General features: G+C 51.6%; 17 protein-coding genes. 10 read left to right on the top strand and 7 right to left on the bottom strand.

Annotated features, from left to right (window positions below; all coding sequences use genetic code 11):
* Positions 1 to 38 precede the first annotated feature (38 nt).
* The gene (locus AC1Z1G_RS09920; protein WP_483626770.1) at positions 39 to 827 is read right to left on the bottom strand and encodes a hypothetical protein; all 789 of its coding nucleotides are present in this window, start codon (positions 825 to 827) and stop codon (positions 39 to 41) included.
* 138 nt (positions 828 to 965) lie between these two features.
* On the opposite strand from AC1Z1G_RS09920, the gene AC1Z1G_RS09915 reads away from it, so the two are divergent.
* Both AC1Z1G_RS09915 and AC1Z1G_RS09910 read left to right on the top strand, forming a co-directional pair.
* Positions 966 to 1,205: a hypothetical protein gene (locus AC1Z1G_RS09915; RefSeq protein ID WP_483626769.1), complete on the top strand. Its 240-nt coding sequence runs from the start codon at positions 966 to 968 to the stop codon at positions 1,203 to 1,205.
* Positions 1,206 to 1,635: 430 nt separating this feature from the next.
* On the top strand, positions 1,636 to 1,908 hold the full coding sequence (locus tag AC1Z1G_RS09910; protein ID WP_483626768.1) for a hypothetical protein: 273 nt from the start codon (positions 1,636 to 1,638) through the stop codon (positions 1,906 to 1,908).
* Here the strand turns inward: AC1Z1G_RS09910 and AC1Z1G_RS09905 are convergent.
* Positions 1,897 to 2,214: a hypothetical protein gene (locus AC1Z1G_RS09905; protein WP_483626767.1), complete on the bottom strand. Its 318-nt coding sequence runs from the start codon at positions 2,212 to 2,214 to the stop codon at positions 1,897 to 1,899. The two genes, AC1Z1G_RS09910 and AC1Z1G_RS09905, sit on opposite strands and share 12 nt — an antisense overlap.
* A gap of 304 nt (positions 2,215 to 2,518) precedes the next feature.
* Between AC1Z1G_RS09905 and AC1Z1G_RS09900 the strand changes: the two genes are divergently transcribed.
* The 6 genes from AC1Z1G_RS09900 to AC1Z1G_RS09875 all read left to right on the top strand — a co-directional run bounded on the left by AC1Z1G_RS09900 (position 2,519) and on the right by AC1Z1G_RS09875 (position 6,549).
* Positions 2,519 to 3,481: a hypothetical protein gene (locus AC1Z1G_RS09900; protein ID WP_483626766.1), complete on the top strand. Its 963-nt coding sequence runs from the start codon at positions 2,519 to 2,521 to the stop codon at positions 3,479 to 3,481.
* A 97-nt stretch (positions 3,482 to 3,578) separates the two neighbouring features.
* On the top strand, positions 3,579 to 3,890 hold the full coding sequence (locus tag AC1Z1G_RS09895) for a hypothetical protein (RefSeq protein WP_483626765.1): 312 nt from the start codon (positions 3,579 to 3,581) through the stop codon (positions 3,888 to 3,890).
* Positions 3,877 to 4,539: a hypothetical protein gene (locus AC1Z1G_RS09890; protein WP_483626764.1), complete on the top strand. Its 663-nt coding sequence runs from the start codon at positions 3,877 to 3,879 to the stop codon at positions 4,537 to 4,539. Before AC1Z1G_RS09895 ends, AC1Z1G_RS09890 begins: the two co-directional genes overlap by 14 nt.
* A 207-nt stretch (positions 4,540 to 4,746) precedes the next feature.
* On the top strand, positions 4,747 to 5,004 hold the full coding sequence (locus AC1Z1G_RS09885; RefSeq protein WP_483626763.1) for a hypothetical protein: 258 nt from the start codon (positions 4,747 to 4,749) through the stop codon (positions 5,002 to 5,004).
* Positions 5,005 to 5,638: 634 nt separating this feature from the next.
* A complete protein-coding gene (locus AC1Z1G_RS09880) occupies positions 5,639 to 5,950 on the top strand; it encodes a hypothetical protein (protein WP_483626762.1) in 312 nt (103 codons plus the stop codon).
* Positions 5,947 to 6,549, top strand: a complete 603-nt coding sequence (locus tag AC1Z1G_RS09875; protein ID WP_483626761.1) for a hypothetical protein — start codon at positions 5,947 to 5,949, stop codon at positions 6,547 to 6,549. The genes AC1Z1G_RS09880 and AC1Z1G_RS09875 overlap by 4 nt, the downstream gene beginning before the upstream one ends.
* Positions 6,550 to 7,027: 478 nt before the next feature.
* Here AC1Z1G_RS09875 and AC1Z1G_RS09870 read toward each other — a convergent pair whose 3' ends face one another.
* The 3 genes from AC1Z1G_RS09870 to AC1Z1G_RS09860 all read right to left on the bottom strand — a co-directional run bounded on the left by AC1Z1G_RS09870 (position 7,028) and on the right by AC1Z1G_RS09860 (position 9,920).
* Positions 7,028 to 7,939, bottom strand: coding sequence for a hypothetical protein (locus AC1Z1G_RS09870; protein ID WP_056787061.1), 912 nt, complete (start codon positions 7,937 to 7,939; stop codon positions 7,028 to 7,030).
* Between the two features lies 1 nt (position 7,940).
* The gene (locus AC1Z1G_RS09865) at positions 7,941 to 8,762 is read right to left on the bottom strand and encodes a phosphodiester glycosidase family protein (RefSeq protein ID WP_483626760.1); all 822 of its coding nucleotides are present in this window, start codon (positions 8,760 to 8,762) and stop codon (positions 7,941 to 7,943) included.
* A 405-nt stretch (positions 8,763 to 9,167) separates the two neighbouring features.
* Complete coding sequence (locus AC1Z1G_RS09860) at positions 9,168 to 9,920, bottom strand: hypothetical protein (protein WP_439864703.1); 753 nt, start codon at positions 9,918 to 9,920, stop codon at positions 9,168 to 9,170.
* 391 nt (positions 9,921 to 10,311) lie between these two features.
* On the opposite strand from AC1Z1G_RS09860, the gene AC1Z1G_RS09855 reads away from it, so the two are divergent.
* The gene (locus tag AC1Z1G_RS09855; protein ID WP_483626759.1) at positions 10,312 to 13,287 is read left to right on the top strand and encodes a TrlF family AAA-like ATPase; all 2,976 of its coding nucleotides are present in this window, start codon (positions 10,312 to 10,314) and stop codon (positions 13,285 to 13,287) included.
* 252 nt (positions 13,288 to 13,539) lie between these two features.
* Here the strand turns inward: AC1Z1G_RS09855 and AC1Z1G_RS09850 are convergent, their stop codons facing one another.
* Positions 13,540 to 13,848 (bottom strand): hypothetical protein, encoded by a 309-nt coding sequence (locus AC1Z1G_RS09850; RefSeq protein WP_483626758.1) that lies wholly within the window; start codon positions 13,846 to 13,848, stop codon positions 13,540 to 13,542.
* The gene (locus AC1Z1G_RS09845; protein ID WP_483626757.1) at positions 13,841 to 14,344 is read right to left on the bottom strand and encodes a hypothetical protein; all 504 of its coding nucleotides are present in this window, start codon (positions 14,342 to 14,344) and stop codon (positions 13,841 to 13,843) included. The genes AC1Z1G_RS09850 and AC1Z1G_RS09845 overlap by 8 nt, the downstream gene beginning before the upstream one ends.
* A gap of 131 nt (positions 14,345 to 14,475) precedes the next feature.
* On the opposite strand from AC1Z1G_RS09845, the gene AC1Z1G_RS09840 reads away from it, so the two are divergent.
* Positions 14,476 to 14,703 (top strand): DUF7693 family protein, encoded by a 228-nt coding sequence (locus AC1Z1G_RS09840; RefSeq protein WP_483626756.1) that lies wholly within the window; start codon positions 14,476 to 14,478, stop codon positions 14,701 to 14,703.
* Positions 14,704 to 14,980 lie beyond the last annotated feature (277 nt).

Raw genomic sequence — 14,980 nt, 5'->3', positions numbered from 1 at the left:
GTCGAGCTCCCACGCTGTGGAAGCTCTTACCTTTGGCGTCAGCTTTTGGCTCTCAAGGACTGACTGATTTCATAATATCCCTCAATGTTGCTTCCTATCTCATCGTAGATTAATCTTTGAATTTCAGCTTTGGCAGCGTTGTATTGCTTGGCAGACTCTTCCTTGGCCACCATGGACGCTTCAAATGCTTCTTTGTTCTTCAGAATGACACCCAGCTGCTCCCTCGCCGCTCGATATGCTTCAGCCATGCCAACGATTTTATGGAGCTGACCAGGAATAGGTCTTAGCTTGGTGTAGGTAGAATACTTTTTATTTTCTTCTTCTGAGTTATATCTTGACTCATACTTGGTGAAATACTCATAAAGATCAATTTGTTCCTGTATAAGTCCAGCTAGGTTCTTGGTTATGAACTCTTCCATTCTGTACTGAGCACTCTCCACATCCTCCATCACCATGAACTCAGAAAGTTTGTCTATTATCCTTACTACTGGCTGCTTCAGTATAAAGCTAGTTCGAAGTGGAAAATTCAGGGGCGGAGCCTTCTCTTCAAGTAAATCTGTGAAATCCAGCGCGCTGTAGTCAAGCTTGAGGGCAGACTCTACGAATTTCTTATATTCTTCTTCTAGCTTGGATACCTTGCTGTCAAAGCTAGCAGATATGGGCGACATTTTTTTGGCTGCTGCTCTTACTTGCTCAGCATCGAGTTGAGCCGCTAGATATGCAAGGGCATCAGATTCTTTTGCCTCGGTAGCGGAAGCAGAAGCGCGCATGATTGCATCATAAACTTCATTTAGCCCATGCGAAGCAATATCTGCCGCTACGTACATTGAGATTCCAGACCAATTCGACACACTTTACCCCGGCGAAATTCTTCGTATTTTTCCGAATTGTAACAGCGCAACCATTTGCTGACAAACCTTGCAAGCGGTACAATGTCGAATATAAGTCCTGGGGACTTTCTATTCATGGATAATAAATTTAGCAGCGTAGCAGATCATGTTTTGGCTCTAGCTGCCCAGAACGGAATCACCGCCAAACTGGATCGCACTGACAACATGGCCAATACTTTTTCAAGGCTTTCAGGAGACGAAATAAGGCTTGATGAAATAGAAACTCTGCTAGTTCACTTAGCTCGAAAGGAAATCATCAGCCAGGAGGAGTTATTTTCATTGGTTGAACAATATCTGTATGAGCCGAAGTCATGAGTTCAAGATCCCTTATCTATGAAGCGGTTGTTCGCGAAGTGAAGCATGAAGTCTATGTTGAGGGGCTTGTGTTCGCCATTGTCGACGACTCAGCCAGGGACGGCGACCGTACGACGACTCACCGTCTCCGGAAGGTGTGGATAGAGAACGAGGGGATTGGGGCAATTGACAGTCAGGGGAACGAATTCCTCGTAATCGACATTGATCAGACTCATCCATCGTTTCTGACTAGCCTGCATCAGGTGTTTGCTCTCGCGTATATCAGCCGAGGTGAGTCATGAGAATCAACTGGGGCGTTCCCCTACGAGCTCTGTGGAGCCTACTGCAGTGGGTCGTGCATCAGATCAACGTGTGGGTCGGAATTCTAATCTCGATCCCCCTGATTCCAATAATCTGGGTTTTCGTGATGATATGCAAAGGAGCCAGTCGTGTGGGTCGGATGATTATGAGAGCTTTCAGCCCGTCCGACCATGTGCTCAGTGAAGTCGGCGCCGATGAGGCTGGATGGATCTACGGGCAAGTCGACGGCGACACGACTGCGTTCGGGCTTTTCGCAGAGATGCACGTCGAAGCGAGGTTGGCCAAAGAAGGCATGGTGCTCCGCGACCGTACTGGCAAAACCTTCCTTGTAACCAGTTTTGAAGTGGGCCAGAAACCTGCACCTCTGGCCCAACTGCTTGCCGAGTCGTTCTTACGAGAGTAAATGCCTCAGCTGCTCTCTCGATAGACGCATGATCTCAGGCACTGTGTATACCTTCCTAGACACCAATGCCTTCGCGAGATCATATGCATCCATGTCCCCACCAACGCTCCCCACGGCTCCCATGAGAGCGAGTTGGTCGAACTCTGATAGCTGCGCCTCACTCATAGCTTTTTCGGCCTCCGCCTTAGCCAGCTTCGCTCGAACTTCAATATCCAGTTCATCCGCACGCCTTTCTGCACGATTTGAAATTGCGCGTAAGCCGGCTTCGCCGAACACTTCGATTACATCAAGACTAATATCAATCAACTCCTGAAGTTCCTGAGCCTCATCGTGTTCATATGAAAGTCCACTTCCGCAATCATCGCGATGAAAATCACTGCTTTCAATAAGTACCTCGCCAACAACCTCGTTATCAATCGAAACCTTGACACCCCATTATTGCTTTCTTTTTAGCTTGGATTTATAAACATTACATTGAATTGGACTCGCGCACACAATAGTTAAATACAATCTATATTAAGGTAGTTTGATGTCAAATAGCCCTCTGATGCTATTGCACTACCTGGAACCCCTTATATAATTGGCTCACACAGAGATTTCGGAACTCAAAATGAGCAAAAAGCTGTCGGCATTACTTGTCGCAATCGTATCTCTTTTGTCTAGCGTAACTGCAATTTCGGTTGCCTTGGCTATGTATGCACTTATTGAAGATAAGAACCTTGCGCTTCTATTTGCTTCGGCAGCAATGCTCTTGGATATATTTAAGTACCTAGCATGGCCTGTAGCCATTCGAGCTCTGCGGGGTACGAGTGCGGCGCTGACAGTTGTTTGTGCATTGATGCTGTCGGGTGTGAGTGGATGGGCAACCTATGATCGACTCATGACTTCAATTAACGTCAGCAAGGCAACGCACGAAGTTATGAAAACTGATCGTGTGGAAGCATTGACCGCATTAATTAAGAAAGACTCTGCACTGATCACTCAGCTTGATAAAGAGATTTCAGATGCGGCAGTTCAGGCTAACGACTTACGTGCTCGCGGGATGGTTTCCAAGGCCTTAGAACTTGAGGAATCGGTTGGCGCACGTGCTTCTGCGCAGCGTGACCAGGCCTTAGCCCGGATGAATGGTGGATCACTGGAGATCGCTCAGATCAAATCAAATGTTGCAAAGGCGTCTAGTCTTCCGCCTCTATTGGCCCAGCTTCTGTGTGTGGGTTTCGCGATGTCCTTGGAGATCGTTCCTGTACTGATTTTGGCTAGTGTTCGGGGCTCTAATGCTGCAGCCTCAGATGGTAGCAACGAGCCTGTATTGGATGCGACAACGCTGCCAGCGGAGGCGTCAGAAACGCCAAAACCCTCAAAAACTTCAGAAACGCTTCCTGATTCGAATGCAGAAATCCTGAAAACGCTCGTTGTCCACGCAAAAACCTTGGAACCCGGTGCGCCGGTTAGGCTCAAGGAATTCGCGAAAAACGTTAGAATCGGGAACCTCCGGGCCGGGGAGATTTTCAGAAACGCAGAGAGTTTGGGAGTTATTAGAAAAACGACAATTGGGTATGTAACTGCTGAGTAAAAACGCTTTTCATCGCTAGTTTAGCGCCGGTAGCATTGATGCAACTAAACAATTATGGATTGATATGAAGGTTTATAGAACAATGTGGGGAGTGTTCATGTTGTGCCTGGTTACTCCCGCATTCGTATTGGCATCTGCAACAGAGCTTCAGACACTACCGGAAACAGCGGCACAGGCACTTGGTTTTCTTCAGGGTTGGTACTTACCTCACTTGCTAGCATCGATACTTGCTTATCCAGTAGCAATTTTGGCAACCATCTTGCCGGGCTCAAGCACGCTTCTGCCTTTCTTGGGAGAGATGATCTGGGAAAATGTTGGGGTGATCCTGCTGGCTGCGGCGCTGTTGAATGTCGAGCCTCCTTTCTATGAGCGTCAGGATGACATGGAAATTGCAAATGCTGCGGCGTAAAACATTTGCTCAAGCTTGTGCATTCCTAGCAGTATTCTGGCTTGTGGGGGAAGTTTTCTTTGGATTTGTCCGCTCGCCGTTTGCAGACACGTTTACCGGCAATGTCTATGTAGCTGCTCAAAAGAATGGTTTTGTCCAGCTGGAGCCTCTGAATGCTCGAGTTCGCGTAGAAATAATCGACAAGGGTTTTGTATACGATAGAGTCGATGAGGTGTCCAAATCCGGTTTGCGCATCAAATTCACCGGTGAGGGAATCGAAACACTTAAACGCTATGGCGTTGACCTGAAGTTGCTGGGTGGTGAAGATCCACACGGGGGCCTATGCGAAGTGAGGACGTCGGGCACGAGGAACCACGCAAATCTATTCGCCGGAATGAAAACTGAATTCAGCGAACAAGAGATGCGTTACGTAACTGCCCACGATATGACATTTTACAAAGTCGCGGGTGACGACGCTGACTGCAAAACCATTCATATCGGCACATTGCATTTAGACAACGTACATATCGCTTTTGACGGCCTGAGCAGTCCTGGCTTTGTCTTTGCGGATCTCAAGCGCGACAGTCACATTGGGTTCCTACAGCGCATGATAATGAAGCTTCGTTTCAATGCTGAGAAAGACTGGCCGAAGTTCCTAGTGATTAATTGACCTCATCTGATCACGCTTAACTTGGCGGCGACTGAAGCCGCGTTAGTCCTTCACCCTTTCATCTATAGACATTCCACCTATCGACGCCATGATGACTGCAATAGGTGGAAAGGTTTCGCGTACACCACGGCTATCGAGAGTTTCGACATTAGTTTTCTTAGATTTATGTGAGACTGTTCTTATCTTACTTTATTCCAGGCAGTATTCATGAGTTTAAAATCTGCTATTGCTAAAGCGCTTGAAAATTTCGATCCTAGTAACCCTTTCCATGTCGCGCTCAAGAAATATGGAGAGTATAACTACATCCGAGTTATGGAGTGCGCTACCGACTTTCAGCGTGAAACAGTTGAAAGCGGACGAACCGTTACTGAAATTTCCGAAGCTGTTAGACGAAAAGCCATGGAAATCTTTGCAGACGAGCGCCTGATGCGCGGCATGAGACTTGAGGAGGAACTAGGGCTATGAACGAGCCAAATTTCGAAAAAATGACTTGCGCAGAATTGGTGCAGAAGCGTCAGAGGCGTATCAAAAGAGAGTTGAGCTTTTAAGCAATATTGTACGGGATTGCATGCACATCTTCCAAGACTATGCCGATATAAAATCACCCCCAGCGTTCCTGATGTCGTGGCTGGTCGTGCGTTGTTGAATGGTGCCAAGGTGGTGCTGATTGACGAGGACGAGACACCTGTTCAATGCACCACTGAGACCACCATGGCGAAGGTATCCGGACGTGTATTCGGTGGCGCACCATATGCCTGCAGCGAGCTGAATAAACGGGACTGGAACAGGGTGTTGAGTAATGCATGACTGCATGCAAAATTCAGTCAGGCAGTTTATTCATGCAGACCGGCATTTGGTACGCCCTTTGGGCCAGATGTCGTGAATCAAGCCAGCCATTTTCAATGGCTATCTTGCCCCTCCGGGCTTCCATCTTCGTGCCTGCCCGCTCCGCTTGCCTGATGTGACAGTCCTCCAACACATCAGTACCAGCTGCCGCGCTTGGGCAAACCTGTATCTCTTCAAAAAAAATCACTTCAGGCTCAAGGTTTTCCGAAACCAACCGTTTGTGATGAGTAAGTACCCTTTTTGAGCGACGGCTGTGACCCTCTCTACAAATGACTTCGCCCAGCGCCTGAGCGGCGCCTTTTCGTTCCCCTGCACGATTCTCGGCAACCGCCAACGGCGCAGATGGGAGCGGCTGATCAGCTACATCGAATCGTCAACCTGCACAGCCGAATTCAACAAATCGGCGGCCTATGCCGAGGGTTACGCACAAGCCTTGGTCGATAGCGACCAGATCAAGATTTCCATCGCACGAGATCTGTTGATCATCGAAACGGTCGACGCCTGGCGATGCGCCCGTACTTACACGAATACTTCGACCAACCTGAGCTACCCAGGAAAACCATGACTTCCTTTTTTAAACGCTACTCTGACGGCGGAACATCAGACCTGCACATCCGTATGCCGCAGCGTGTTCTGCCCACGACCGTCAGTCATTGCCCCCTCGAGGTCTTAGTGGGCCTGTGGGAAAAGTATCTCGTAGACCCCTCCTCCGCTCGAGAGCAGTTTCCGTGGGCGGCGCGATTCGTTATGGGCATGCCCGTTCCAACCTGGGCGCGAGGCGTGGAGTGGAGCCTAGGCCAGAAGGCTCGTTTCATCACCGCTGTTTGGTCAGGGGCAGACCTGGGGAGCTACCTGACAAACGACTGGTACGAGCCGCTGAGCGCTGGCAGGGCATTGGCCGGAAACAGTGAAATTTTGATTGATGGCCAGCAGCGTCTGCACAGCCTGGAAGAGTATTTCCTCGACCGCCTTGCAGTCCCAGATGTGCAAGGACAACCGAGGATTTGGTCTGAGCTCGGCAACAGCGAAAGGAAACGCTTTCTGTCGACGATCTTTACCCATGTCCGGGTGTCGTCTGGTGACGAGCTGGCATTGCGCAGAACATACGATCTTTGCGCGCAGGGAGTAGTGCCTCGGTCATTTGATCAACGAGCTATTCGGTAACCTTTTAATCAAGGCGGTCGGGCGTATCCCTTCGGGAGCGGCTGTCGTAAACCGAGCCCCGCTAAGCTGGGTCTCGGCCCTTCGGGCTTCCATCCTTACGCTCTTCGACCATCCTGGCCAGCCCGCTCCGCTTGGATACTAGCCGAGGTCACTTCCTTGCTTGGACATTGCCTCCAGCTCCCACATACTGCTGGCATCCGATCAAAGACGAGGCCGGGCAAATGGGTTGGCTATTTTGGAAAGACAAGCGCCCAGAGTGGGTTCAGGCAGAGGAACGGGAATTCATCAAGGCTGCGAACCGCTTAAAGACGCTTCAGGTCACGCCTCGCGGTGGCATGCGCATTGACCCCGAAGAGCTCAGAGATCAGATCCTTGATGCCCGAGAGCGGTATAGAGACCTGGTTAAGAGGTAGCATCAAGATCATACGCTAGGTGCTGCAGAGTCATGAAGCCGGCCTAGGGGTTAGCTGGCGAGCACTCACTCAGGTACAAATTTTGCGCTGGCGTTGAAATGCGCCACCTGCACCACTTCCCACTGGTCAAAGAAGACTTGTTTGGTGCAATCCACTCCTTCTCCACCAACGCTGGCGTGTCTCTTCCCGGACTTCTTGAGATGGTAAGCGCAGCCGACAATCTCAATGTAGGCATTTTGCGGATTTGGCCTGAAGTCACCAGCGACCCGCAGCGTCTGCTCAGGCTTGGATTTGGGGAGGACAAACACGACCCGGAAAGTCGAACCATCCTTGTAACCCTCAACACTACCGGCACTCCATTTGTAACCTGGCAAACGGAACGTTCCGGATATCTTGCTGTTGGTTGCCTGTCGGATATTCATCGTTCCTGATTGGCCGCCAAAGTCGATGTTCCACTCACCGGACAAATCCACGCGGTTCGTGTCGCTTTTATTGAAGTGAGGATAATTCATCACCAGCGCTGGGATGATCATGATCTTCCGAATCGCCGAAGTCGCCTCGACATCTCCAGACCTATAGTAAGCAACGAGGCTCACCGGCTCATCCGACACCTTGAGAGCCTTCACCTTGGTGGTCAGAGGCACCAGGGTCGAGCCGTCAATCGCAGGAACACCCAACGTCGGTGAGGGGGTGAATTTGATGTACTTCTGATCGGTACGAATTTCAACAGTGCCAGCAGGTATAGATTTTGCCGAACCTACAGAATCTACACGCACGTCGACGGGGAATTCGTCCCCGACATGTACGGACTCCGGGGCGATGATCTCTACTCGGGCCTCAGCCCTCTTCCATAGGCTCGACGTTTGTTCGATTACGGGTACAGCCGCCGTTATAGCTGCCGTAGCGGTTGGCACGCCCAACACAAGCCACTTCGCAGTCTTCGATAGGCCTGCCCAAGCCTTTTTTATCCACTGCATGCTAGTTGATCCCACCCAGCTTCGAGTCAATCCTCATCGCGTTGGGGAAATATGAGCGTCCGGTATCGCCGAATCTGCGCTTGAGCGTTGGAAGAGTGATTTGAGCACCCGCCCCACCATCCATAGCCAATGCTCGGAGAATCTGCAGGCCACGATCTTCAGCGATCCTTTTGTAGACCTCTGCAAAATCGACCAACGTGGCAGCTTGCCCGAAAGTTTGAAATGTCCCCACAAGAAGGATATCTCCCTCGCGGGTGAAGCCAATCGCCACTCGATTGAACTCTGCGTCGCGCAGATTTTTGGCGACGTCGACTTTGCCGCTGTTGATGATGATGGGTTTGGACTGAAGGGCGTCTGACCAGGCACCAGCTTGGTTTCTGTTTGACGCTGGTATGACTTTCGCGTGTCCGTTCTGGTCAGACACCAGCACACCGCCGTGATCCCACGGAATCAGGTTAACCAAGCGCTTACCATTGGAGCGAACCAGGCCCAGTGGCTGCTCTTTCCCGTTTAACTTGAAACCAAAGAAACCGCCACTCGCGATCACCAAGGTGTTCTTCTTCACCAACGGGACGTAAAGGGATTCTGCGGTTCCCTTTTTCTCGATTTTATGAACGGAGAGAGTGGAAGTATCGTTTGGGATGTACACCGCCACAATCTGGTATTCGCCTGATTGATGAAGGGTGACATCACCCTCGTAAGGAAGTGGCCAGTGGAACACTTCATGCTCTTGGTCGAAAATTGAGACCAGATTCGCGCCGTAAACAGAGGACAAACAAAAGGCCGACATGAAGCAAAGCAGTAACGCTGACATCCATTTCATTTACCAAATACATCCTTTTCATTCGCACAAAATCGTCGACAGAGGAACCGCAGACGTGAGCAACACCGCGCAAGCCATTCTACGTACGACAGGCATGCTCATTTCAAACAGCCTACAGCGAGAAAGCTATGTGCTATGCGAGAGTGGCTAATTACTGGCCATTTTGCGTTATCTCAATCTGCAAAGCCAGCAGCGTGGCCATCCAAGGGCGACTGCCGCACTCATCGGTGAGATCAATTCCAGGATTGCGAATATGCCTACATGTTTGCGGAGCAGAGAAAACTGGGGGTGATGGCTTAAGACAAAGACGGCCCTAGTCCAATACGTTATGAAAGTCTCGTGCGTTGAAGCACGGGTACGTAGGCTGTCGTGAGGGACTGTCTCTTCTCCGGCGGTACGGATACTTCACCAATCATGACTCACGATAGCGTCACATGCTGATGTTTGCGCAATGGGATGCTTGTCCCAGTTTTTCCAGTTTGCAATAAACCAGTCATGTTGCAAACTTCCGTCCTTTGCGAAAAGGTCTTTGCCTCTTGCCAGTGGGAGAACAAAGATATGCTTGTCACCGGATTGAGTCGAATACAAAGTGACCTTCAATGCTGCATCTCGACCATAGGTATCAGAGAAAAACTGGTTCAGCTCATCCACATAAATTGATTCGGCAATCGAATAGGGCTGACCGTCGATGGTGTGAACGAATACCGACCGCAGCTTTTCATCACTTAGGAATTTCGACACACCAGGCAGGTCGACGGTTCGGCTAATCGCCAGCCTAGTCGATTTGCCGGGCGCGATTGTCTGGGGAGTGTTTTCATTGTCGACCGCCTTCAGTACGCACCTACCAAAGATCCCTCCCTTACCCACCTTTGCTCCGTTGGCATGCACCACTTCCAAGTCAGCGGAAGTCAGCATCACCATTTCTTTGCCGTAGTTTCTGACCTCTAAGCTGAGTGACGCTTGATCTCTCCCATTCCGAATTCTAGGATCTCTAGCCAAAGGAGAAAGTCGGGCGGTTACCAGAACCAAGGGATCATCCTGCCCAAATAGCTTTTTGACGTTTTCCAGCGCACCACCTATATCGCTCAAAAAACCAACTACGCCTGCTGCAACAATAAAAGCCGAATACGTGCAATATTTTTTCAATAGGGAAGGCATTAACAGCTCCTTAGTAATAGCTCCACCCATGCAGTAGAGCACTTCCATGTGCGCCAATGATGTACGTCAATTTAGCGCCAATTCGGCAATAGTAGTGCCCATCACACCTTTCTTGAAGGATCTGTGTCAGACAGATTGGTCTCTTCTTCGTACGCAACCAGTGGTTGCGCGTTCACATATCGGAGAACTTATCTCAGAGCTCGCCCAGCTAACCCGAAGCCATGAGTTTGTCGTCCACCAACGGTGGCGAAGACGCCCTGAATAGCTAAGATCAACGATGGTAAAACAGCATGTGCTCCCCAAGCCGGCTCATGCCAAAAAGGTGCGGTGAGTAGCGTTTCTGCGTGATATTCCAGCCCAAAATGGAGATGGATAAGCATGAGGATGCTCAATGAATAGTCGAGGCTCACAATGGCACCGATGGGAGCCGCACATCCATACACCTGGTACCGTGCTGAATGATCAGTATGGAGCGCGCGATCCTTGGGAAGAGTATCTCGCTAGGCTCGAAAGATCGACTCCAACCATAGAGGCTATCGCTGTCACCGACTACTACGTCACCGACGCATATGAGCAACTGCTTGCACACAAGGTGGCGGGCCGGCTACCTAACGTTCAGCTGCTTTTCCCTAATATTGAACTGCGCCTCGACGTGGCAGCAAAGTCAGGGTACGTAAACATCCATCTACTGGTCAGCAATGAAGATCCCGACCACTTGATCGAACTCAAAAGGCTTCTTAAACGACTTCAATTTGCTGCACACAAAGACCGATACGATTGCACACGTGAAGAACTGATCCGGCTTGGCCGAAAAACTGATGCCACGATTACCGACGACAACGTCGCGCTGCAGACCGGAGCAACCCAATTCAAAGTCAACTTTTCCCAATTACGCGAAGTGATGCAGGAGAGTGAGTGGGCCAGAGAAAACATCCTAGTCGCGGTCGCGGGAGGCTCCGGTGACGGGACATCGGGGTTGAGGATGGCAGCCGACACCACAGTGCGTCAGGAGATTGAGAAATTTGCGCACATCATCTTCTCAAGCAATGCCGCTCAGCGAGAATTCTGGTTAGGCCAACGAACGGTGTCCATTGAAGAGCTGAATGCTCGGTACGACGGCTGCAAGCCTTGCCTTCATGGCAGCGACGCCCATTCCCAAGCATCGGTCGGACAGCCTGTCGAGAACCGGTTTTCTTGGATAAAAGGAGGCTTGGAATTCGACGCGTTACGTCAAGCATGCATCGATCCAGACGGGCGTGCCTACATCGGCGATCAGCCGCCCAGCTCAGCCATGCCCTCGCAAGTGATATCCCACCTCAATATCGGGGATGCCTCTTGGGCAGCCACGCCCAGTATCCCTCTAAATCCAGGGCTGGTGGCCATCATCGGAGCTCGAGGTTCAGGCAAGACTGCGCTCGCGGACATCATTGCCGCTGGATGCGACGCAGTTTTGGACATCGGCACCGATGGCGGCAACGGGATCAGCCCCTCGTTCCTCACTCGAGCCAAAGGCCTTTTGGGCGATGCGTCCACCACGTTGACTTGGGGTGGTGGCGCGACAGGTAAAAGATACCTGGATGGGCGAGATGCCTATGGCCACCTATCCTTCCCACGTGCTCGTTATCTGTCTCAACAATTCGTGGAGGAGCTTTGCTCTGCCCAAGGCGTTTCCGATGGCCTAATTGAAGAAATCGAGCGGGTAATCTTCGAATCGCACACGCAAGATGATCAAGATGGCGCGGTCAATTTCGCTGAGTTTCGCGAGCAACAAACGGCCCGATTCCAACAGGCCAGAGCGAGAGAGGCGGCTGCGATTTCAGATATCTCAAATCGCATCGGTTCAGAATATGAAAAAGAGCACCTTGTGCCCGCTCTGACAACTCAGGTGGAACAAAAGAAGACGTTGATAGCTGGCTACAACGCTGACCTTGCCAAGCTCGTGGTAAAAGGAACCGAGGCGCAGGTTGCAAGACACTCTCAACTGGCCCTGGCCGCTCAGCACCTACGAACTCAAATTCAGTCATTTAGCGCCCAACGTCGCACCTTCGTTTCCCTTCAAGATGAAGTGCAAAGCATGCGCAACACCCAGGCGCCTGAAATGCTTCGTCAATCGCAGTCGAGGCACTTCAACGCTGGACTTGATGCCAACCAGTGGGCTGAGTTTCTACTGGAATACCATGGAGATGTGGACACCAATCTGAAGGGCTATCTCGTGTGGGCAGATGAGCACATCTCCAAGCTTTCGGGTGTACCTGTGACGCATGCAGACCCGCAAGTGGAGCTGATTGGGCAGGACGTCCCGCTGGAGAATGTTCCGCTCGCATTGATCAGTGCTGAGATGACCCGTCTGGAGGCGCTCTTCAGCGCCGACAAGCTGATCCGCGACCAGTACGCTGCCCTGACAAAGCGCATCGGCATCGAAAACGCATCCTTGGCCACACTGCAAACCAGATTGATCGATGCCCAAGGGGCCCTGGAGCGTCGCAAACTACTTCAGGCTGAGCGCGAAAGAACCTACGGTCGAGTCTTTGATGCCATCATTAGCGAGCAGCGAGAACTTGCGAATCTCTACGTTCCGTTAATGGCCCGACTTGGTGCGTCATCTGGCACGCTCAAAAAACTGAGCTTTGACGTCCGGCGAATTGCTGACGTGAATGCTTGGGGGGCAACTGCTGAAGAGCTGCTACTGGATCGACGAAAAGCTGGCCCCTTCTACGGTCGCGGTGCACTGACCCAAGCCGCCACCCAATCGTTAAAATCAGTGTGGGAGACCGGCACGGCAGCAGAAGTCCAAGGAGCTATGTCAGCATTCCTAGCTCGATATCAACAGTCACTGTTGGAGCACGCGCCTTATGCGGCCAGCGATCATGAGAAATATCGGGCTTGGTCAAAACAGATGGCTCACTGGCTGTTCAGCACCGACCACCTGACTGTGCGATATGAGATTTCCTATGACGGTGTAGACATTCAGAAGCTATCGCCTGGCACGCGCGGGATTGTCCTGCTCCTACTATATCTAGCGCTGGACGATTCTGATGACCGCCCCCTGATTATCGACCAGCCTGAAGAAAATCTCGACCCAAAGTCTGTCTTCGACGAGTTGGTATCATTGTTCATAGCCGCCAAATCCAAGCGCCAGGTCATCATGGTCACGCACAACGCAAACCTTGTGATCAATACCGACGCAGATCAAATCATCATTGCGACTGCCGGCCCCCACCAACCTGGCGGCCTTCCACCCATCTACTATCAGTCAGGGGGGTTAGAAAATGCGGCCATACGAAAAGCAGTGTGTGAAATCCTTGAAGGTGGTGAAAAGGCCTTTCGAGAGCGCGCTCGCAGGCTTCGTGTGCGGCTTGAAAGGTAGCGCCCTGGCAGGTAGTGAAAGGCACGGCTGGCTGCCCACGCAGCTGCTTTACCTCCGATTACCTTGGCGACATGCATGCCAGGTCGTTTGGGAAATTGGTGACCCGAGATGCGACGATCAGTCCATCAACCTCAAGCCAATCGGAGGTGCCCCAGATGCTTACGGCTGGTGTGCTCCACTAGCAGACATGTGAGCATCCAAGTGCAGCATTTCAGCCTGCCATTGAGTGAGAAATTTCTCCCAATCATGGGCCTACGGGCCATCGACAAGGCGCGTCGACCCGATGCTCGCTTGCAGAAAACGCTCACGCCATGGCTGGGTAATACCGGCCTCGCGCACAATAGTGATACCGGAACTGTGGCGCTCAATCAGGACTGCTTTGCGGACAGCATCAATATCGAGGCGTGGATGATTCTGGTTTAAGTCGACGCGCTCTTGGTCTTCAATGTCATCAAGCACATTCAAAATAGCGGCTGCTTGTGGGTCGCCCGGCACCAGGTGCGAAAGTGTCCAGAGCGCTTTGCGCCTGACAGACTCACGCGTACGAAGATCATCAGCCATGTTCAGTGCCTCGATTGGAACCGGCAGTCAGTCGACGATAAAGATCGGCTAAGAGGCGAGCATCCAGCAGCGCGTGATGGGGAAGCTCCGGAAGCGTCACGTTGCCGATATCATCCGCTTCGAAATGCCTGAATAGCAGGATCAGGTTGGTTGGACTATTGGCAACGTTAGCAGGCCAACGATGATTTACGTAGGCCAATTGGCAGAAGAGATCCCAGTCCCAATCCGGGGCGTCCGAGCAGATCTCGAGCGGGCCTTCAAGGCTGCCCAGGAAAGCGAGCAGTGAGGTTTGAGCTTCGACCAAGGGTTGCCCATGTTCAGGTAGGTTGAGCTGAGGCAGGACGTTTTGGATTACAAAATCGCTGCAATCTGCCACATGGTAGGTATCTGTGAGCTCGACATAGAATTCGTGGCCAGCCTCGGACACAAGTGCCAGTGAAATCAGCTTCGTGTCGCGGTTAAGCCGAGTGAACTCGCAGTCCAAAAATACCTTCATCTCCCCTCCCCTGTGGGCACCTGGTTCACGCCTGCCGGTGTACCTTCGACAGATGATCAAGCCTGACTGAACTCTTCTATGACTTTAACTGATTACCCTGAGGAATCTATGCCGCGCTCACAGCAAGGGAGGTGGGCCAGGTATTACGCGAAGTCGCGCTTGGCCGGCGCGTGATAGTTAGAGCAAGCCCGCAGACGTGGGACGAGCTCTATGCCGGCATATTCATGGTCGATATCGAGGGATGGAGCATTACGATCTTCAACGACAGTGATGATCTCGATTACTGCGAAGCGTGCGTGAGCCCACGTGGATGGAATTGTTCATCGACTCGGGTGATCGATTCGGCGCTGACTCTGTAACTCTGCTTAGCACGTGGGAGCATCAAACTCTAGAACGGATGCTAAAACGCCTTTAAACAGCTTGGGGAGCTGAGGGCGCTCCCTAGCGGGGGCCGGATGTTGTGAACCAAGCCGCTGAACCGCCGCGTCTTGGCCCTCCGGGCTTCCATCCGCGCGCCTGCGCGCTCCGCTTTCGATCAGTGGACGTCCGTGAGGACAACGATGACATGCAATCCGGTCACAGAGAGGAATGCCCAGCTTGTCTCTCCCCTGGGCTGCTGAACGGTGACCCAATTGG

It is taken from the genome of Pseudomonas sp. JL27(2026), assembly GCF_056933555.1.
Note: the sequence above shows the minus strand (reverse complement) of the source record. Positions and strands in the feature narration are given on the sequence as shown.